Below are 18835 nucleotides of genomic sequence, written 5' to 3'. Positions count from 1 at the left end.
CCACCCCTTCTGCATCGCCGCCGGCGACTGACCGGCGGGGTCGCTAGGCAGGCCGGGGGGACGTGCGCGGCGGCCCGCACGGTCGCCCGCCACTGCACGGCGGCCTCGTCCCGCTCGCCGTTCTCGGCCAGCGCCTCCGCCAGCCGCCACCGCGACCGCGCCACCTCGTAGACGAACCCGCCGTCGGCGTCGCCGTAGGTGAACAGCTCGGCCGCCCTGCGCCACAGCTCCACGTCGTGGACGCCGTCCAGGCGGCGGCGCTCGGCCTCCGCGCGGGCCAGCCAGCCCTGCCCCTCCCAGCCGAGCCAGCCGCGCGGCTGCCCGTCGACGTTGACCGCGACGACGCTGCGCGCGATCCGCAGGAGCATGTCGCCGGTCTCCCGCGCCGCCCGCAGCGCCTCGTCGTCGCCGGCGGCGCGGGCGCGGGCCGCCCGCTCGGCCTCCGCCCACAGCCCGGTCGCCGCGATGCGGATGGCGCCGACCGTCTGGACGTAGACGGTGTCGACGACGTCGCCGATGTGCTCGGCGGCCGTGTCCGGGTCGCCGCGCCACAGCGCGTGCTCGGCGGCGAGCCCGCGGGCGAGGTAGTTGACGAACGCGTCCTGCCCCCACAGTGGAGCGATCCAGCGCAGCCGCTCCTCGACCGTCGGGGCGCCCTGCGCGACCTCCAGGAACAGGGCGTACGCCGACACCTGCGCCTCGGGCGTGCGGACGACCTGCACGGCGAACTGGTCGGCCAGCCGGCCCGCCTCCGCCCAGTTCCCCGACGTGTAGTGGACGAGGTAGCGCAGGGAGCGCAGCACGGTGCCGAACGTGCTCCACACGATCCCGTTGTCGACGGCGTACTTCACGCCCGCGTCGGCGGCGCGCACCGCGCCCGCGAGGTCGCCGCGGTCGAACTTCGTCCGGGCGTGGTGGAACGCCGCCCGCATCGCGATCATGGAGCTGTCGCCGGCCGCCGCGGCCAGCTCGTGGGCGCGGGCGAACACCTCCGCCACACCCGTGTCGGCCTCCCGCGACTCGCGGTACAGGCCGAGCGTGACCAGCAGGCTGGCCTCGGCGCCGGTGGCGCCCGCCTCGCGCGCCGTCTCGATCGCGCGCTCGGCGTACCCGGGCATCTCCCCGGCCGCGTCCCGGTACATCAGCGTCCGCGCGTAGGTGGCGAGCGCGTCGGCGCGCTCGACGGTCGGCGGGTCGGCGGGCAGCATCGCGACCGCCTCCCGCGCCACCGTCTGCGACTCGGCGTCCTCGTCGATGTCGCCGAGGTAGCCGGCCAGGTGCTCGCGCAGCAGGCAGCCGAGCCGCACGTCGGCGGGGTCGGCCGCGGCCAGCACCCGGCGCAGGCGGTGCACCGCCCGGCGCAGCTCGCCGGCCCGCGCGGACGCCTGGGCGGCCGCCAGCGACAGGCGCATCCGGTCCGTTCCGGCGGCGGCCTCCGGATCGGGGACGGCGTCCCACAGCTCCAGCGCCCGGTCGTAGTGCTCGTAGGCCTCGGCGGGCGCGGCGAGGCGGTCGGCTTCCCGGCCCGCCCGGACGGACGCGGCGAACGCGGCGGGCAGGTCGTGCGCGGCGAGGCTGTGGTGCGCCAGCTCGGCGGCCGACCCGCGCGTGCCGGCCGGGAGGCCCGACAGGAGCCGGGCGAAGTCGGCGTGCAGCCGGGTCCGCTCGCCGGGCAGCAGGTCGGCGTAGACGGCCTCGCGCAGCAGCGCGTGCCGGAACGTGTACCCGGCGCCGGACGGGACGAGCAGCTGGTGCGACACCACCTCGCGCAGCGCCTCGCCGACCGTCGCCTCGTCCAGCCCCGCCACGACGCGCACCAGCTCGTCGTCGACGCGGCGCCCCGCCACGGCCGCGACCCGCACCACCCGCTGGCCCGCGTCCGACAGCCGCTCGATCCGCGACAGCAGCAGGTCGGCGAGCGCGGACGGCAGCCCGGCCGCCCCGTCGTCCCCGACGTCCAGGCCGGAGGAGTACAGCTCGGCGGCGTAGAAGGGGTTGCCCTCCGACCGGCGGTGCACCCGCTCGACGGTCCGCGCCGTGACCGGGGCGGACCCGCGCGCCAGCTCGGCGAGGTACTGGGCGGTCTCGCCGCGCCCGAACGGGCGGACCTCGACGCCCGTCACGTTCGGCAGCCGCAGCAGCTCGGCGACCACGGGCCGCAGCGGGTGCCGCCGGTGCAGGTCGTCGGACCGGTACGTCCCGACGAGGCAGACCCGCTCGCGCTGCAGGACGCGGCTCAGGAACGTCAGCAGGTGCCGCGTCGACCGGTCGGCCCAGTGCAGGTCCTCCAGGACGAGCAGGACGGGCCGCTCGTCGCCCAGTTCCCCGAGCAGGCCGAGCACGGCGCCGAACAGCTGCTGCTGGCCGAGCTCGGACCCCGCGGCGGGACCGCCCTCGCCGTCGGGCAGCAGGCGCGCGAGCGCGGGCCGGGCGTCGAGCGCGGCGCGGACCTCGTCCGCCTCCGGCGTCCCGGCGTGCGCGGCGGCCCACAGGGCGTCGGTGAGCGGCAGGTAGGGCATGCTCTCGCCGAGCTCGGCGCACTGCCCCACGAGGACGGCGCAGCCGCGGTCGACGGCGGCGGCGGTGAGCGCGGACACCAGGTGCGTCTTGCCGACCCCCGCGTCCCCGCTGACCAGCACGACGCCCGCGCCGCCCGCGGCGGCGCGGTCCAGTGCGGCGGTCAGCTCCGCCAGCTCCGCCGCCCTGCCGATCAGCACGAACAGTCCTTTCCGGTCATCCCGGTCGAGTATCCCATCCGGGGGGACGTGAGCGGGCCCCGGACCGGGACGGTCCGGGGCCCGCGGGCCGGGTGCGCGTCAGCCGACGAGGGCGGGGGCCTTGCCGGTCTCCTGCTCGGCCTCGTCCTCCGCGGCCGGCTCGGGCTCGGGGACGGGCAGCACCTTCAGGTACGCGCGCAGCGTCTCGGCGCCGATCCGCTCCAGGGAGTAGCGGGAGCGGGCGCGGTCGCCGGCGGCGATCGAGTAGCCGTGCAGCGTGGTGTCCTCCGACAGCAGCTGCCGGATCGCCCGCCCGATCACGACCGGCCGCCCCGCCGGGACGTGGATGCCGGTGATGTGGTCCAGGACCTCGTCGGCGTTGCCGCCGACCGGGGTCGCCACCACGGGGACGCCGCAGGCCATGGCCTCCAGCGGCGCCGTCGGGGACGGCTGGTGCGGGGCCAGGCAGAGCGCGAGGCTGGCGGTCCGCAGCAGCTTCGGCAGGGACTTGCGGGGCAGCCGCCCGAGGAAGATGACCCGGTCGGCGACGTGCAGCTCCTTGGCCAGCAGCCGCAGCCGGTGGACGGCCGAGTCGTGCTCCAGCTCCTCGCGCTCCGGGCCGCCGGCGACGGCCAGCTCGGCGTCGGGGACGTGCACCAGGGCGCGCAGCGCGGTCTCGACGTCGGTGCCGAGGTCCTCGCTGACGATCACCAGGCGGGCCCGGTCGCCGTGCGGCATCGCCGGGCCGACCTGGGAGAAGTGCTCGGAGTCCACGCCGTAGGGGACGACCGCGACCGAGGGCCGCGGGACGCCCGTCCGCACGACCGCGGTGGCCTCCTCGGCGTGCCCGGCCAGCACCAGGTCGGCGTCGCGCCCGATGGCCTTCTCCAGGCGGTCGCGGTGCGGGTGGACCTGGCGTCCGGCCTGCCGCTCGACGGCGGCCACGCCGTGGTAGCTCTGCACGAAGGGGATGCCGAGCTCGCGGGCGACGGCGCAGGCGGCCAGGCCGCCGATCCAGCCGTGCGCGTGCACGATGTCGGGGCGCGCCGATCCGGACCAGCGGCGGCGCAGGCCGTCGGCGAAGTCGCGCAGGTGCTGGAGCAGCTCGTCGTCCGACAGCGGACGGGCGGGCCCGGCGTCCAGGTTCACCACGGCGGCGCCCGGCGCGAGCCGGACCCGGCTGCGGGCGGAGCGGTCCTGGCGGCGCGTGTAGACCGTCACCTGGTTCGGCTCACCGTCGGCGACCAGCGGTCGGGTGAGGGAGCGGGCGAGATCCCGGACGTGGACTGACTGCAGGTGCTCGCCGTCAAGGTCGGAGGCGGACACCAGAGCGATGTGAAGCGGGCGATGCATGACGGATCCTCCGGGACTACACAGGGGAAGCTCGGAGGTATCTGCGTCGTAGACACCTGCTCGGTCAGTTTCCTATCCCTCCCCCCTCCCCGTCAAACCTGACGAATCGGAATACCTGCCCCCGGGGCCGGCCGCACGGCGCTCACCTGCGGCGAAACTTCTGCGACGGATACGGATGACGCACCGCGCGGGGCCCCGGTCCTGGCCTCGGCTAGGTTCGACCCATGAGACCCGGTGACGTCGTCGACGACTTCGAACTCCCGGACGAGACGGGCGAACCGCGCACCCTGACCGGCCTGCTGGCCGAGGGCCCGGTGGTCCTGTTCTTCTATCCGGCGGCCATGACCCCCGGCTGCACCGCCGAGGCCTGCCACTTCCGCGACGTGGTCGCCGAGCTCGCGGAGGCGGGAGCCCGCCCGGTGGGCGTCAGCGCGGACCCGGTCGGCAAGCAGAAGGAGTTCGCCGACAAGCACTCGCTCGGCTACCCGCTGCTGTCCGACCCGTCCGGCGAGGTCCGGGCGCGCTTCGGCGTCAAGCGCTCGGTGGCCCTCATGCCGACCAGGCGCCAGACCTTCGTCATCGACACCGACCGCCGCGTCCTCGCGGTCGTCAAGAGCGAGGTCCGCATGAACGTCCACGCCGACAGGGCCCTGGAGGCCCTCCGGGCCCGCCGCGGCTGACCCCGCCGCCCCGCCGGTCAGCGGACGATCGGCAGGGTGATCGAGGACGGGTGCCCGGGGGCGTGGAAGATCTCCTGGTCGGCGGTGAGCATCTCGGTGGCGGTGCCGATCGGGGCGCCGGTGCCGGGGTTGCGGGCGACGCGGGGGTAGGCGCCGCTGGCCACCTGCACGCGGACGCGGTGCCCGCGGCGGAAGCGGTGGCCGACCGGCCAGAGCTCGACGGCGACGCGGCGGACCCCGTCGGGCCCGGGCTCGGGGGCGCCGGGGACGAGGCGGCGCATGCCCTCGCACAGGTTGAGGGACTCGCCCTCGGGGGTGACGTCGCAGAGCCGCACGACGAAGTCGGTGTGCTCGCGGTTCGAGCGGACGTGCAGATCGGCGGTGACCGGGCCGATGACCTCCATGTCCTCGTCCAGGACGCCCGAGGTGAAGGTCAGCACGTCCCGGCGGCGCTCCAGGCGCTTCTGGTCGGTGGAGGGGTGCGTCTCGCCGAGCAGGGTCGGGCCGCCGAGGAACGGCGTCGGGTGGTTCGGGTCGTAGCGGTAGCGGTCGGGATCGGAGTCCGGCGGCTCGTCGGGGGACAGGGCGCCCGCCGGGTGCAGGTGCCAGCGCTCCTCGCACATGCCGGGGACGGGCCAGTCGGGGAACTCGCGCCACTCCTCCGCGCCGGTGACGAAGATCCGGACGGGCTGCGAGCGCAGGCCGGACGGGTCGTCCAGCAGGTGGGCGCGGAACCACGCGATCGCGTCGGCGACCGAGCCGCGCATCATGCGCTGGTCGGCGTGGAACCAGGGCCCGATCGTCAGGTAGGGGCGCCGGCCGGCGGCGCGCAGCGCCGCGTAGTCCTTCATCTGCCAGGGCAGGAAGATGTCGTACCACCCGCCCGTCATGTTCACCGGCGCGGTGACCTGTGACACGGTGGTGCTGAAGTCGCGCTTGTCCCAGAACGGCGTGTCGGGGCCGTTGACGAGCAGGTCCTGGAAGAAGCGCTGCTGCTCGCCGGTCGCGAGCCGGTCGAGTTCGGCCAGCGGGCGTCCCGACAGGGTGGCGCGGCGGGCGCGGCGCGGCGACATGATGCCGGTCGTGATGCCCGACAGGGAGTTCTTCATCCGCGCGGTCAGGTCGACCCAGATGAGCGCCGACTCCAGGGCGAAGGTGCCGCCGACGTTGACGGCGTCCCGGAAGGTGGACGCCGTGACCTGCATCGACAGCGCCTTCAGCTCGGGCCCGGCCTCGGCGGCGACGGCCCACTGGACGTAGCCGAGGTAGCTCGGGCCGTGCATGGCGAACGTGCCGCCGAACCACGGCTGCGAGGTCAGCCACTCGATGGTGGCGAGGCCGTCCTCCCGCTCGTCCAGCGCCTCGAAGACGCCGCCGGACCCGAAGCCGCCGCGCACGCTCTGCACCACGGCCTGGAACCCGTGCGAGGCGAAGCCCTGCCCGCACATGAGGCCGAACGGCCCGCGCCGCCCGTAGGGCGAGCGGACCAGCACCGTCGGCGCCTTCTCGACGCCGGCGGGCGAGTACCGGTCGGCCAGCAGCGTCACGCCGTCGGCGGCCGGAACCTCCAGGTCGCGCTCGACCGTCACCCGGTGGGGGCCGTTCCGCAATCCCAGCGCCGTGACCCCGAGCCGGCGCATCATTCCCACGCTCACCACTCGATCGATCGTAACCGGCAGGTCCCCGGGCCCCGGAGCCAGATGTGCCGTGATGTGCCTCGCAGTGCCTCCGGTCTTCACTACGATCAGGGCTCGTAACACGCAAAAGGGATATTTCAACGGGCGGCGCCGTGCCTTCCCGGACAGAGGAGGAATCTTCAGCGTCATGGCTGACCTTGGCGATCTGAGCTGGCATCGGGTGGTGGGAGCCGTCGCCGTGCTGGTGGCCGCGGTCGGGATCGCGGTGGTCCTGCGGCTGCTCACCGGCCGGCTGTTCCGGCGGGCGGGCGACACGCGCTGGGCGTGGGACGACCTGGCCGCCCGCCTGATCAAGGACCTGGCGGTGCCCGTCTCGGTGCTGCTCGGCCTGTGGGGCGCGGCCCGGGCGCTGCACCTGCCGGACGGCACGCTCGCCGTGATCGCCAAGGCGCTCACGGCCGCCGCCATCCTCATCGTCTCGCTGGCCATGGCCCGCCTGATCGCGGGATCGGTCACCTCGATCGCGATGGTCCGGCAGGGCGTCGCCGGCAATGTGACGATCTTCGCGAACATCACCCGGGTCCTCGTGATCGGCGTCGGCGTCCTGGTGATGCTGCAGAGCCTCGGGATCTCGATCTCGCCGCTGCTCGGCGCCCTCGGCGTCGGCGGTCTCGCGGTCGCCCTCGCCCTCCAGGACACGCTGGCCAACCTCTTCGCGGGCGTGCACGTCCTGGCGTCCAAGACGATCGAGCCCGGCGACTACATCAAGCTGAGCAGCGGCCAGGAGGGGTACGTCGTCGACATCAACTGGCGCAACACCTCCATCCGGACGCTGTCGGACAACATCGAGGTCATCCCGAACCAGCGGTTCTCCGACACGATCCTCACCAACTACCACCGCCCCGCCGAGGACATGTCGCTGCTGATCCAGGCGCGCGTGGCCTACGAGAGCGACCTGGAGCGCGTCGAGAGCGTGGTCGTCGAGGTCGGCCAGGAGGTCATGAACGAGGTGCAGGGCGGGGTGAAGGACAGCGAGACGCTGGTGCGCTTCCACACCTTCGGCGACTCCTCGATCGGCTTCACCGTGATCCTGCGGACCGACGAGTTCGGCGACCAGTTCCGCCTGAAGCACGAGTTCGTCAAGCGGCTGCACCGCCGCTTCGCCAAGGAGGGCATCGAGATGCCCTACCCCCGCCGCCAGCTCATCCTGCCCGACGGCGAGGGCGTGCACGGCCTGGTCAGCGGATGAACCGCACGTCGGGGTGGCGGGGCGACGGGCGGTCGAGGACCGGGCGGTGCCGTCCGAGCAGCGCCCGGTCGAAGAACGCGGTGACGTAGGCCCGCACCGACGCCGTCATCCGTTCGGGGTCGACCGTCCCGACGAGGTCGGCGCGGTCCCGGGCGGGGATGTCGAGCTCCCCGTCCAGCGCCGGGAGGATCGCCTGGACGTCGGTGTAGGAGTAGTGGCTCGCGGCGGGAACGTTCAGGTCGCGCTTCCACCCCGTCGAGCGGTTCCAGAACGACGTCCAGGACGGGGTCGTCAGGTGCGTCTGCGGGGAGCCGCCAGTGGCGGCCCCCATCAGCATGAACGGGCGGTCGAGCCCGGTCTCGGCGACCCGTACGAAGTCGTTCTCCGCGTACTGCATGGTGCCGTCCATGTCGATGCCCGCGTCCACCCGCCGGTCGGTGCGCATGGCCTCGGCGGCCTCGATCCCGCCCGCGGAGTGCCCGACCATGCCGACCCGGGACAGGTCGAGCGACCGTCCGAGGCCGCTGGGCAGGGCCCGCCCCTCGGCGTCGGGGTTGCGGCCGGCCCGCAGCGCGGCGAGCCGGTCGAGGACGAGGTGAGTGTCCTTCACGCGCGCGTCCAGGCCGGTCTTCAGCCGCTGCGGCCCCTGCGAGGGCATGTGCTGGAGCTCGACGCGCCCGCCGGGGAACTCCACGGGGGCCGTCTCGTAGGTGTGGTCCACGGTCACCACCACGTACCCGCGGCTGGCCAGCTCCTCGGCGATCGTGGTGCCGAGCGCGCGCGGGACGCCGAAACCGGGGGAGTACAGGACGACGGGCCTCGGGCGCCGCGCGTCCGCGGGGGCGCCCTCGGCGGCGTGGGTCCGGGCGCCCGCCCAGTCGACCGTCCCGGCTTTGAACACGCCGAGCGCGTCGACCTCCGAGAGCGCCTTGGCGACCCCGGGACGCAGGTACGGCGCCTTCGGCCCGGAGGCCTTGACGGCCGGATACCAGACGCTGACCATGAGTTCGCGTGTCCGGCCTGGCACCCACGGGTCGGCGCGCCCGGCGTCCACGAGGTGCAGTTCGGTCGTCCCGACGGCCTGGTGCGGGCCCGTCGGGCGGGGCAGGCCGAACGTGGCGGGCGCCGCGGCGGCGGTCTTCGCCGCGTGGGCGGAGGTGCCGCACGCGGACAGGGCGAGGGGCAGGACGGCCGCGGCCGCGAGCAGGCGGGGGGTGGCGGATGATGATCGCATCGCCCCAGCCTCCCGGCCGCGGGCCGCTTCCGATCATGGTCGAACGGCCGCCGCGCACCCCGACCTTCGTCAGGGGCGCACGATCGGCATGAGGACCTCGTCGACGATCGACGCCAGGTCGTCGTCGGTGATCGGGCCGCCCTCGGTGAGGTTGTCGTACACCATCACCGCCGGGCCCACGTTCGCGATCCGCCGGGTGGCGGCCTCGGGCCGGATCTCCCCGCGCGCGGCGGCCTCGCGCAGCGCCTCGTAGAGCAGGTCGCGGACGGGTTTGGAGAGCCGGTCGCGCACGACGTCGTGGATGAGGCCGACGCCCTCCTCGCTCTCCTCCTTCAGCATCCGGAACGCCGCCCCGCGGCAGGCGATCAGCGTGTCGCGCAGGCAGCCCAGGATCCGCAGCATGTCCTCGCGCAGCGACCCGGTCCGCGGCGCGGTCGGCGGCTCGGGCAGGACGTGCTTGAGCGCGTCGGTGATCAGCTCGTTCTTGGACCGCCAGCGCCGGTAGAGGGCGGCCTTGCCGGTGCGGGCGCCGTTGGCGACGCCCTCCATGGTCAGCCCGCGGTAGCCGACGGCCTCCAGCTGGGCGAACACGGCGTCGAAGATCGCGGCCTCCAGGTCGCCGCCGCGGCGGCGGGTGGCCGCGGGCCCCGGGTCGGCGGGGGCGCCGGAGTCGGCACGGGTCACGGCACGATCCCGAAAATAGTGAACGCTAGCGTTCTCTTTTGCGTGCGTCGGTGGTACGTTCCCCACATAGTGTACTTCGCCGTTCCTTATTTCTGGGAAGGTTCGCCTTGACCGCAGCCAGCGGGCGGACGGCCGCGACCCGGGAGTCGACACCTCCCGGCGCGGCCGCGCCGCCCCTCCATCATCGTGCAGGAACCGTCCTCGCCGTCATCGTCGGCTGCCAGCTCATGATCGGCCTCGACACCTCCGTCGTCACCATCGCGCTCCCGGACGTCCGTGAGGGCCTCGGCCTGACCACCGGGGGGCTCGCCTGGATCCAGAACTCCTACATGCTCGCATTCGGCGGCCTGCTCCTGCTCGGCGGGCGCGCCGGGGACGTGTTCGGGCGCCGCCGCGCCTTCACCGCCGGGATCGTGCTGTTCACCGCCGCGTCGCTGGCCGGCGGGTTCGCGGACGCGGGCTGGTGGCTGCTGGCCGCCCGCGCCGCCCAGGGCGTCGCCGCCGCCGTCGCCGCGCCGAGCGCCATGGCGCTCATCGCCACCAACTTCGAGGGCGCCGCCCGGGTCCGCGCGCTGAGCGTGTTCTCCGCCGTGACCGGCGCGGGCGCCGCCGTCGGCATGATCGCCGGCGGGGTGCTGACCGAGGCCGGGTCGTGGCGCTGGGTGTTCTTCGTCAACGTCCCGGTCGGCCTGGTCCTGGCGCTGGCCGCGCCGCGCGTCCTCACCGAGACGCCGCGCCGGCCCGGCCGGTTCGACGTCGTCGGCGCCCTCGCCTCCACGACGGGCATGACCGCCCTCGTCTACGCGCTGATCCGGGCCGGGTCGGACGGCTGGGCCGACGGCCGGGCGCTCGCGGCGTTCGGCGCGGCGGTCGCGCTGCTCGCCGCCTTCGTGGCCGTCGAGGCCCGCGCCCGCCGCCCGCTCATGCCGCTGTGGCTGCTGACCGGGCGCGACCGGGCCGCGTCCTACCTGACCCAGCTGTGCCTGGCGGCCGCGATGTTCGGCTCGTTCTTCTTCCTCACCCAGTACCTGCAGCAGGTGCTCGGCTACGGGCCGCTGCGCGCCGGGGCCGCCTTCCTGCCCATGGTGGGGATGCAGTTCGCCGTCGTGCGGACCGCGCCGCGCCTGCTGGCGCGCGCCGGCGCCCGCCCCCTGGTCGTCGCCGGCACCGCCCTCCTCACCGTCGGGCTGCTGTGGCTGACCCGGCTCTCTCCGGGGGACGGCTACGCCGGCGCGGTGCTGGTGCCCTTCCTCCTGATGGGCGCGGGCGGCGGACTGTCGATGCTGCCGCTGAACGCGACGATCCTCGGCAGCGTCGAGCCGGAGCAGTCGGGCGCGGCGGCCGGGGTCGCCCAGGCCATGCTGTGGTCGGGCGGGTCGCTGGGCTCGGCCGTCATGGTGACGGCCTACGGGTCCGCCGCGTCCGGCCACGGCCCCGCGGCCGCCGTCGACGGCATGGACGCGGCGTTCGCGACCGGCGCGGGGTTCGCCGCCGCGGCGCTTCTGGTGGCGCTGCTCGTGCTGCGCGTCCGGCGCTGAGCGCTCACGCGGGCGGGGGAGCGGTCTCCTCGAACCACGAGAGGAGCTCGGTGTCGCCGACCAGCCGCGCCGTGTCGGCGGCCGACGGCGACCCCGCCCGCGGATCGGCCCCCGCCTCCAGCAGGACCCGCACGACCTCGGTCTCCCGCTTGAACACCGCGCCGGTCAGCGGGCGGTGGCCGCGGTCGTCGGCGCGGTCCGGGTCGGCGCCCCGCAGCGTGAGCGCCCGGACGGTCTCCACGTGCCCGTGGCAGGCCGCGTGCATCAGCAGGGTCTCGCCCCTGTGGTCGGACAGGTTCACCGGCACCCCGTCGTTCACGTACGAGAGGATCCCCTGGGTGTCGCCGACCCGGGCCATCTCGAACAGCCGGGCCGCGAGCTCGCCGGAACCGGGCCGGAAACCGTCCGGGGTCTCGCTGTCGGCGGTGAGGAGCCCGCCGAGGCTGTCCTCGCTGTAGGACAGGCGCTTCTCCAGCGCGACCAGCGCCCCGTCCTCGGGGAACGAGGCGAACCGGACGTCGTCGGCCAGCGCCCTCATGATCATCAGACCGCGCCCCTGCTCCGCGGCCGGATCGGGGGCCGGCACGCGCGCCGCGTCGAAGCCCGTCCCCGAGTCGATCACCTTGATCACGCAGCGCCGGTCCTGGATCATCGCCCGCACGGTGTAGTCCGCCCCGTGCTCGGCGTGCTTGATCACGTTGGTGCACGCCTCGGTCAGCATCATCTCGATGTCGTCGCGGATGTGGCCCTCGACACCGAGCGCGGCCAGTGCCGCGTCCAGGAGCTTGCGCGTCGCCGGAACGCTCGCCACGTCGCGCGGAAGCACGAGGTCCATGGTGATTTCCACATCATCTCCATCCGTCCCCATGAATGGTGCCCAATCGGTCACGCTGAAACATGGGGCGGACGGTCAGCGCGGCTCGGCGGGCCTCGGCGCGTAGTCGTCCACGTACTCCTGGCCCGACAGCCCCCGGATGGCCTCCATGATCTCGTCGGTGATCTGCCGGGCCGCCCGGCCGCGCGGCACGCCCGCGTCCCGTCCCCGGAAGTCCATCGGCGCGCCGATGCGCAGCCCGATCCGGCCCGGCCGCGGGACGGCCTGCCCCCGGGGCTGCACCTTGTCGGTGCCCTCGATCGCCACCGGGACGACCGGCGCCCCGGTCCGCATCGCCAGCCGCGCCACCCCCGTCCGGCCGCGGTAGAGCCGCCCGTCCGGCGACCGCGTCCCCTCGGGGTGGATGGCGAACACCCCGCCGCCCTCCAGCACCGCCGCCGAGGTGTCGAGCGCGTCGAACGCGGCCCGCCCTCCGGACCGGTCCACCGCGATCGCGCCGACGCTGCGGAAGAACGTCGCCGTGGCGCGGCCCTTCAGGCCCGCCCCGGTGAAGTACTCATGCTTGCCGAGGAAGTGGACCCGGCGCGGCACCATCAGCGGCAGCACGAACGAGTCCAGGAACCCCAGGTGGTTCGCCGCGAGGATCACCGGCCCGATCCGCGGGACGTGCCGCAGGCCGCTCACCCTCGGCAGGAAGGCCAGGCGCATCGCGGGTCCCATGACCACGTGCTTCATGAGGGGATAGATCAGGCGTTCGGGGTCCATGTCCGAGCAGGCTATGGGGCGCGCCCCCCGGTCGCCGCTGGCGCCCGATACAAGTTCGGCACTGCGGATCTTGTAGGGATCACCACTTGCCCCGCTAGCCCTCGCCCCCGTTCCCTGGTGGACCGCCCTCGTCCTCGTTGTCCCGCGCCTTGCGCGGCCGCCCGGGGCCGCGCATCCGCCCCGCGGTCCCGGGCATCCGCCCCGCGTCCGCGAGCGCCTTGCGCAGCAGGAACTCGATCTGCGCGTTGGTGCTGCGCAGCTCGTCGGCGGCCCACCGCGCCAGCGCGTCGTGCACGGCCGGGTCGAGCCGCAGCAGGATCTTCTTGCGCTCCGCCACTGGTCGCGGCGCTCACTGGTAGAGCGAGCCGGTGTTGAGCACCGGCTGGGCGTCGCGGTCGGCGCACAGCACCACGAGCAGGTTGCTGACCATCGCCGCCTTGCGCTCCTCGTCCAGGTCGACCACGTTCTCCTCGTCCAGCCGGTCGAGGGCGAGCTGCACCATGCCGACCGCGCCCTCCACGATCCGCTGCCGCGCCGCCACCACCGCGCCCGCCTGCTGGCGGCGCAGCATCGCCTGCGCGATCTCCGGCGCGTACGCCAGCCCGGTGATCCGCGACTCGATGATCTTCACGCCGGCGGACGCCACCCGCTGCGCCAGCTCGTCCGACAGCTGCCCCGTGATCTCGTCGGCGTTGTCGCGCAGCGACGTCCGGTCGTGGGCGTCGTAGGGGAAGCTGCCCGCGATGTGCCGGACGGCCGCCTCGGTCTGGAACGCCACGAACTCCACGAAGTCGTCCACCTCGAACACGGCCCGCGCGGTGTCGGCCACCTGCCACACCACCACGGCCGAGATCTCGATCGGGTTCCCGTCCAGGTCGTTGACCTTCGCCCGCCCGGTCTCGTGGTTGCGGATCCGCGTGGAGACCTTGCGCCGCTCCGTCAGCGGGTTCACCCACCGGAGGCCGTCGTCGCGGACGGTCCCCTTGTACCTACCGAGAAGCTGAAGCACCCGCGCCTCCCCGGGCGCCACGGGCGTCAGCCCCGCCGCGACGACCAGCCCGGCCAGCGCCAGCAGCGACCCGGCGACCACGCCCGCCGCGACCGCCGCGCTCCCGCCCGCCGCGACCCCGCCGAGCGCCGCCGCGGTCCCCGCCAGGATCAGCGCCACCGCGACCCCGAGCATCCCCCACCCACCCCGGTCCGCCGCCGCCCGCTCCGTGATCTTCGGCCGTGGCATGTCCACCTTCGCCGCCGCGTCCACCATCCCGTCCCCCTTCTCCCGTGCCATCACTGACATATCAAAGTGATATCACATTTATTCGGGACAGACTACGTCGATCCCCCTGAGAACGCCGTGATCCCGCCCGGGTTCCGGGCGGGCTCACCGCGGTCAGCGGGCGGAGACGAGCTCCGGCTCCTCGGTGTCGGGGATGAGGGCGGGGACGTTGCGGAGGGTGACCAGGGCGAAGACGGCGACCAGGACGGCGAGGCCGGCGCTGCAGGTGAGGGCGGCGTGCATGCCGTCCACGAAGGCGCCGCGGGCGGCGGCGGCGACCTGGGCGCCGAGCGCGCCGGGCAGGTTCGCGGCGGCCTGGAGCGCGCCGCCGAGGGAGTCGCGGGCGGCGGACGCGGCCGGGGCCGGGACGCCGGCGGGCAGGTCCAGGACGTTCCGGTACACCGCGTTCAGCACGCTGCCGAGGACGGCCATGCCGAGCGCGCCGCCGAGCTCGGTGGCCGTCTCGGAGATCGCGGACGCGGCGCCGGAGCGGTCCTTCGGCACCGACGCGAGGACGGTGTCGGCGGTGACCGTCATCGCCAGCCCCATCCCGATGCCCGACAGCAGCATCGCCGGGACCATCGTCCAGTAGGACGTGTGCAGGCCGATCGCCATGTAGAGGGCGAAGCCGCCGGCCGACAGCGCCATGCCCGCCGCCACGGCGCGGGCGCGGCCGAGCGCGTTGATGAGCGGCGGGGCGAGCGCGGCGCCGCCGATCATGGCGCCCGCGGCGCCGGGCAGGCCCGCCAGGCCCGCCCGCAGCGGCGACCAGCCGAGCGCGAGCTGGAAGAACAGCGAGAAGATCAGCGACTGGGCGACCAGGGTGAACATCGCGAACATGTTGGTGCCGACCGACCCGGAGAACGCGGCGTTTCGGAACAGCCGGATGTCGATGAGCGGCTCGGCCACCCGTCCCTGCCGGACGAGGAACGCCGCCAGCGCGAGCAGGCCGGCCAGCGCCGAGACGTAGACCGCGGGCTCGTCCACGCCGTGCGCTGCGGCCTCCTTGACCGCGTAGACGACGCCGAGGACGCCGGCGACCGACAGCGGCACGCTGATCAGGTCGAGGCGGCCCGGGGCCGAGGTGCGCGACTCGGGCAGCACCAGCGCGCCCGCGACGCACGCCACCGCCATCAGCGGCACGTTGATCATGAAGATGGAGCCCCACCAGAAGTGGTCGAGCAGGGCGCCGCCGACGACGGGCCCGAGCCCGACCGCGAGGCCGGCGACGCCGCTGAACGCGCCGACCGCCATCGTCCGCTCCTTCGGCTCGGTGAACGCGCGCCGCAGCAGCGACAGGCAGGACGGCATCAGCGTCGCCCCCGCGACCCCGAGCAGCGCCCGGGCCGCGATGAGCAGTTCGGCGTTCGGGGCGTAGGCGGTGAGGGCGGATGTGGCGGCGAACACCGCGGTTCCGATCAGCAGCAGCCTCTTGTGGCCGATGCGGTCGCCGACGCCGCCCATGGTGATCAGCAGGCCGGCCAGCGCGAACCCGTAGGCGTCGGCGATCCACAGGATCTGCGTGGCGGAGGGGTTCAGGTCGGCGGACAGGTGCGGGACGGCCTGGTTCAGCGCGGTCAGGTCGATGTTCGGCACGAGCGCGACGAGCAGGCAGGTCGCGAAGGTGCCCCATTTGCGGGCGGAGGAGTTCATGCCCCGGAGGTTCGCGCGGCGCGCTGACCGTCCGCGCACCGTCCGCTGACGGCGTGGGCCGGGGCCCGGTCAGCCGCCGCCGAGCAGGGCGAAGGCCCGGTCGCGGGGGAGGGCCGCGGCCCGCGCGAAGGCCGCCTCGCGGGCGTCGTCGTCCAGCAGGCCGCGGACCCGGCCGAGGACGCGCTCGGTGTCGGGGTCGCCGGACACCGCGACGCCCCGCAGCGCCCGGCCCGCGCCGAGCAGCAGCGCCGCGCGCTCCCCGTCGCCCTCCCGCGCGGCCAGACCCGCCAGCGCGGTCGCCGCGTCCGCCTGGTAGCCGAAGATCGGGTGGTCGAACGACATGTCCACCGCCTCGCGCAGCAGCGCCCGGGCCCGTCCGGTGTCGCCCTCGTCCGCCGCGAGCCACCCCAGCCCGACCAGCGCCGCGCCCCGCACGGCGGCGGCGATGAACCGCTCGGAGCCGTAGCCGGTCAGCGCCGCCTCGTACAGGGCCCGCGCCCCGGCCGCGTCCCCGCGCAGCCGCGCGACCGTGCCGAGCCCCAGGCAGCCCCCGGCGACCTTGTCGGGGGTGCCGGCCCGGCGCGCCAGCTCGGCGCCGCCCTCGTAGTCCGCCCGCGCCGCGTCGAGGTCGCCGGCGCGGATGTGGACGACGGCGCGCTGGTAGAGCAGGTCGGCGGTGTCCTCCAGGGCGCCGAGCTGGCCGACCAGGTCCAGCGCCTCGTCCAGCAGCGCGCGGGCGCGCTCCCGGTCGCCGCGCAGGGAGGCGAGCTGCGCGAGCGGGTCGAGCGAGTTGGCCGTGCCCCAGCGGTCCCCGCACGCCCGGAAACCGCGCACCGCCTCCTCGCACGCCTTCTCCATCTCGGCCAGGTCGCCGCCGAACTGGGCGAGGAAGCCGTCGCTCATCCGCACCAGCGCCCGCGTCCACGGGTCGTCCCCGACCTGCCGCTGGAAGACCTCGATGTCGGTGCGCTCGGGGCCCGCCGTCAGCGCCCACAGCACGATGACCGCCGGGTACCGGACGGGACGGTCGATGGCGCGCAGGAGCTCGGCGGCCCGGTCGAGCCACGCCACCGCGCGCTCGCCCGTGACACCGCCCGACACCGCGTTCGTGACGCACAGAACGTACTCCTCGTCGAGCCCCTCCGGCGGGTCGGTGCCGACCACGTCCAGCAGGTCCGACGCCAGCGCGGCGCCCTCGACGCGCCCCCGCAGCCACCAGTACCACGACAGCGGCGCGATCATCCGCAGCGCCGTCGCCGGGTCGGACCGGACGGTCCGCCGCAGCGCCGCGTGCAGGTTCCCGTGGTCGGCGGCGAGCAGTTCGAGCCACTCCAGCTGCTCGGCGCCCCGCAGGTGCGGCTCCGCGCGCCCGGCGAGCTCGGCGAAGTACTCCGCGTGGGCCCGTTCGAACCGTTCCGCCTCCCCGGCCGCGGCGAGCCGCTCGGCGCAGAACGCCCGGACGGTGTCGAGCATCCGGTACCGGGACCCGTCGCTCTGCACCAGCGACTTGTCGGCCAGCTCCACCAGCAGCTCGTCGGCGTCGTCCAGGCCGCACACGCCCATCGCCGCCTCCAGCGTCAGGCCCCCGGCGAACACCGTCAGCCGCCGCGCGAGGGTCTGCTCCGCCTCGTCCAGCAGGTCCCAGCTCCACTCCACGACCGCCCGGAGCGTCTGGTGGCGCGGCGGCGCCGTCCGGTTGCCGCGCGACAGCAGCCGGAACCGGTCGTCCAGCCGCGTCGCGACCTCCGCCACCGGCAGCGACCTCAGGCGCGCCGCCGCCAGCTCGATCGCCAGCGGCAGCCCGTCCAGCGCCCGGCAGATCCGCAGGACGGCCGCCGCGTTGCCCTCGTCCACCGCGAACCCGGGGCGCACCGCCGCCGCCCGGTCGAGGAACAGCCGCACCGCCGGATACCGGGGCAGCTCGGCGAGCGCCGCGCCCGGGGGCGGCAGCTCCAGCGGTGGCAACGGCCGCAACGCCTCACCGGTGATCGCGAGGGCCTCCCGGCTGGTCGCCAGCACCCGCAGCTCGGGGCAGGCGCTCAGCAGCCGGTGCGCCAGCTCCGCGACGGCCGCGACCACGTGCTCGCAGTTGTCCAGGACGAGCAGGACCCGCCGCCCCTCCAGCGCCGTGACCAGCCGCTCCACCGCGTCCGGCGGCTGCTCGCCGGGTGCCGGACGCATCCCGGCCTCGCGCAGCCCGAGTGCTCCGAGCAGCGCCTTGCCGACGTCGCCGGAGACGACGGGCGCCAGGTCGACGAAGCAGACCTCGCCGCCGTCCCGCGCCGCCGCCTCGATCGCCAGCCGCGTCTTGCCGGCCCCGCCCGGCCCGAGCAGCGTGACGAGCCGCCCGTCCGCGAGCATCCTCCCGACGCGGCGCAGCTCCTCCTCCCGCCCGATGAAGCTCGTGAGCTGCGCCGGCAGGTTCGCCCGGACGGCCGCCGGGGCCTCCCCGCGCAGGATCGCCAGGTGGACGTCCGCCAGCTCCCGCGACGGGTCGGCGCCGAGCTCCTCGGCCAGGACCTCGCGCCCGTCCTCGAACACCGCGAGCGCCTCGGCCTGCCGCCCGCTCCGGTGCAGCGCCCGCATGAGCAGCGCCCGCGCCCGCTCCCGCAGCGGCTGCGCGTCCACCAAGTCCCGCAGCGCCGCGACCGCCGCCCCGGGGTCCTCCGCGAGCAGCGCCTCGCCGTACTCCTCGACGGCGCAGGCCCGCTCCTCCTCCAGCCGCGCCGCCTGGCCCGCCGCGAAAGGCGCGCCCACGCCCGCCAGCGCGGGGCCGCGCCACAGCCCGAGCGCCTCCCTGAGCAGCCCGGCCGCCTCGTGCCGCCCCGCGGCCCTGGCGTCCGCCACGAGCCGCTGGAACCGGTGGACGTCGACGTCCTCCCGCCGCACGGCGATCCGGTACCCGGCGGGCGTCCCCTCGACCAGCGCCGGATCGCCCAGCCCCCTCCGCAGCCGCGACACCTGCGACTGCAGCGCGTTGGCGGCCCCGCTCGGCGGCTCCTCCCCGTACAGCCCGTCGATGAGCCGCTCGACCGGGACGAGCCGCCCCGCGTCCAGGAGGAGCATCGCCAGCAGCGCCCGCACCAACGGCCCGCCCACCGGGACGACCGCCCCGTCCGCTCGGACCTCGACGGGCCCCAGAACGCCGAACTGCATCCCCCGATTCTTCCGCATTACGGGGGTCCCACGGACCTCCGGAGGCACCCGCCATGAC

At 75.0% G+C, this 18835-nt stretch carries 14 protein-coding genes; 3 read left to right on the top strand and 11 right to left on the bottom strand.

Features of this window, described 5'->3' with window-relative positions:
- Together ABD944_RS33610 and ABD944_RS33605 are read right to left on the bottom strand one after the other, a co-directional pair.
- Positions 1–2717, bottom strand: a 2717-nt coding sequence (locus ABD944_RS33610; RefSeq protein WP_345183666.1) for an ATP-binding protein, incomplete at its 3' end; no start/stop codon positions are given.
- Positions 2718–2816: 99 nt separating this feature from the next.
- Positions 2817–4070, bottom strand: a complete 1254-nt coding sequence (locus tag ABD944_RS33605) for a glycosyltransferase (RefSeq protein ID WP_345183664.1) — start codon at positions 4068–4070, stop codon at positions 2817–2819.
- A gap of 224 nt (positions 4071–4294) precedes the next feature.
- Between ABD944_RS33605 and ABD944_RS33600 the strand changes: the two genes are divergently transcribed.
- Positions 4295–4750 carry a peroxiredoxin gene (locus ABD944_RS33600; protein ID WP_345183662.1) on the top strand — a complete coding sequence of 152 codons (456 nt, stop codon included), beginning with the start codon at positions 4295–4297 and terminating at the stop codon, positions 4748–4750.
- Positions 4751–4767: 17 nt separating this feature from the next.
- Here the strand turns inward: ABD944_RS33600 and ABD944_RS33595 are convergent, their stop codons facing one another.
- On the bottom strand, positions 4768–6405 hold the full coding sequence (locus ABD944_RS33595; RefSeq protein ID WP_345183660.1) for a CocE/NonD family hydrolase: 1638 nt from the start codon (positions 6403–6405) through the stop codon (positions 4768–4770).
- Positions 6406–6574: 169 nt separating this feature from the next.
- Between ABD944_RS33595 and ABD944_RS33590 the strand changes: the two genes are divergently transcribed.
- A complete protein-coding gene (locus tag ABD944_RS33590; protein WP_345183658.1) occupies positions 6575–7636 on the top strand; it encodes a mechanosensitive ion channel family protein in 1062 nt (353 codons plus the stop codon).
- Here the strand turns inward: ABD944_RS33590 and ABD944_RS33585 are convergent.
- Entirely contained in the window at positions 7626–8870 is a 1245-nt protein-coding gene (locus ABD944_RS33585) for an alpha/beta hydrolase family protein (RefSeq protein WP_345183656.1), read from the bottom strand. The genes ABD944_RS33590 and ABD944_RS33585 overlap by 11 nt on opposite strands.
- A 69-nt stretch (positions 8871–8939) precedes the next feature.
- A complete protein-coding gene (locus tag ABD944_RS33580) occupies positions 8940–9554 on the bottom strand; it encodes a TetR/AcrR family transcriptional regulator (RefSeq protein ID WP_345183654.1) in 615 nt (204 codons plus the stop codon).
- A 107-nt stretch (positions 9555–9661) separates the two neighbouring features.
- Here ABD944_RS33580 and ABD944_RS33575 point away from each other — a divergent pair, with 107 nt between their 5' ends.
- A complete protein-coding gene (locus ABD944_RS33575) occupies positions 9662–11092 on the top strand; it encodes an MFS transporter (protein ID WP_345183652.1) in 1431 nt (476 codons plus the stop codon).
- 4 nt (positions 11093–11096) lie between these two features.
- On the opposite strand, the gene ABD944_RS33570 is transcribed toward ABD944_RS33575, so the two are convergent.
- The 6 genes from ABD944_RS33570 to ABD944_RS33545 form a co-directional block, all read right to left on the bottom strand.
- Positions 11097–11939 carry an ATP-binding protein gene (locus ABD944_RS33570; protein ID WP_345183650.1) on the bottom strand — a complete coding sequence of 281 codons (843 nt, stop codon included), beginning with the start codon at positions 11937–11939 and terminating at the stop codon, positions 11097–11099.
- Positions 11940–12002: 63 nt separating this feature from the next.
- The gene (locus tag ABD944_RS33565) at positions 12003–12692 is read right to left on the bottom strand and encodes a lysophospholipid acyltransferase family protein (RefSeq protein WP_345183648.1); all 690 of its coding nucleotides are present in this window, start codon (positions 12690–12692) and stop codon (positions 12003–12005) included.
- 94 nt (positions 12693–12786) lie between these two features.
- Positions 12787–13029 carry a type II toxin-antitoxin system antitoxin gene (locus tag ABD944_RS33560; RefSeq protein ID WP_345183646.1) on the bottom strand — a complete coding sequence of 81 codons (243 nt, stop codon included), beginning with the start codon at positions 13027–13029 and terminating at the stop codon, positions 12787–12789.
- Between the two features lie 12 nt (positions 13030–13041).
- Positions 13042–13980: an SPFH domain-containing protein gene (locus ABD944_RS33555; RefSeq protein ID WP_378188329.1), complete on the bottom strand. Its 939-nt coding sequence runs from the start codon at positions 13978–13980 to the stop codon at positions 13042–13044.
- 102 nt (positions 13981–14082) lie between these two features.
- Positions 14083–15621, bottom strand: coding sequence for an MFS transporter (locus ABD944_RS33550; RefSeq protein WP_345183644.1), 1539 nt, complete (start codon positions 15619–15621; stop codon positions 14083–14085).
- 69 nt (positions 15622–15690) lie between these two features.
- Complete coding sequence (locus ABD944_RS33545; protein WP_345183642.1) at positions 15691–18777, bottom strand: AfsR/SARP family transcriptional regulator; 3087 nt, start codon at positions 18775–18777, stop codon at positions 15691–15693.
- Between the last annotated feature and the right edge of the window lie 58 nt (positions 18778–18835).

The organism is Actinomadura verrucosospora (genome assembly GCF_039540335.1).
Taxonomy (GTDB): Bacteria; Actinomycetota; Actinomycetes; order Streptosporangiales; family Streptosporangiaceae; genus Spirillospora; species Spirillospora verrucosospora.
Note: the sequence above shows the minus strand (reverse complement) of the source record. Positions and strands in the feature narration are given on the sequence as shown.

Coding starts and splice junctions, on each gene's coding strand:
- ABD944_RS33605 (WP_345183664.1), bottom strand. CDS start 4,070: ATGCATCGCCCGCTTCACATCGCTCTGGTGTCCGCCTCCGACCTTGAC.
- ABD944_RS33555 (WP_378188329.1), bottom strand. CDS start 13,980: ATGGCACGGGAGAAGGGGGACGGGATGGTGGACGCGGCGGCGAAGGTG.
- ABD944_RS33590 (WP_345183658.1), top strand. CDS start 6,575: ATGGCTGACCTTGGCGATCTGAGCTGGCATCGGGTGGTGGGAGCCGTC.
- ABD944_RS33550 (WP_345183644.1), bottom strand. CDS start 15,621: ATGAACTCCTCCGCCCGCAAATGGGGCACCTTCGCGACCTGCCTGCTC.
- ABD944_RS33585 (WP_345183656.1), bottom strand. CDS start 8,870: ATGCGATCATCATCCGCCACCCCCCGCCTGCTCGCGGCCGCGGCCGTC.
- ABD944_RS33545 (WP_345183642.1), bottom strand. CDS start 18,777: ATGCAGTTCGGCGTTCTGGGGCCCGTCGAGGTCCGAGCGGACGGGGCG.
- ABD944_RS33565 (WP_345183648.1), bottom strand. CDS start 12,692: ATGGACCCCGAACGCCTGATCTATCCCCTCATGAAGCACGTGGTCATG.
- ABD944_RS33600 (WP_345183662.1), top strand. CDS start 4,295: ATGAGACCCGGTGACGTCGTCGACGACTTCGAACTCCCGGACGAGACG.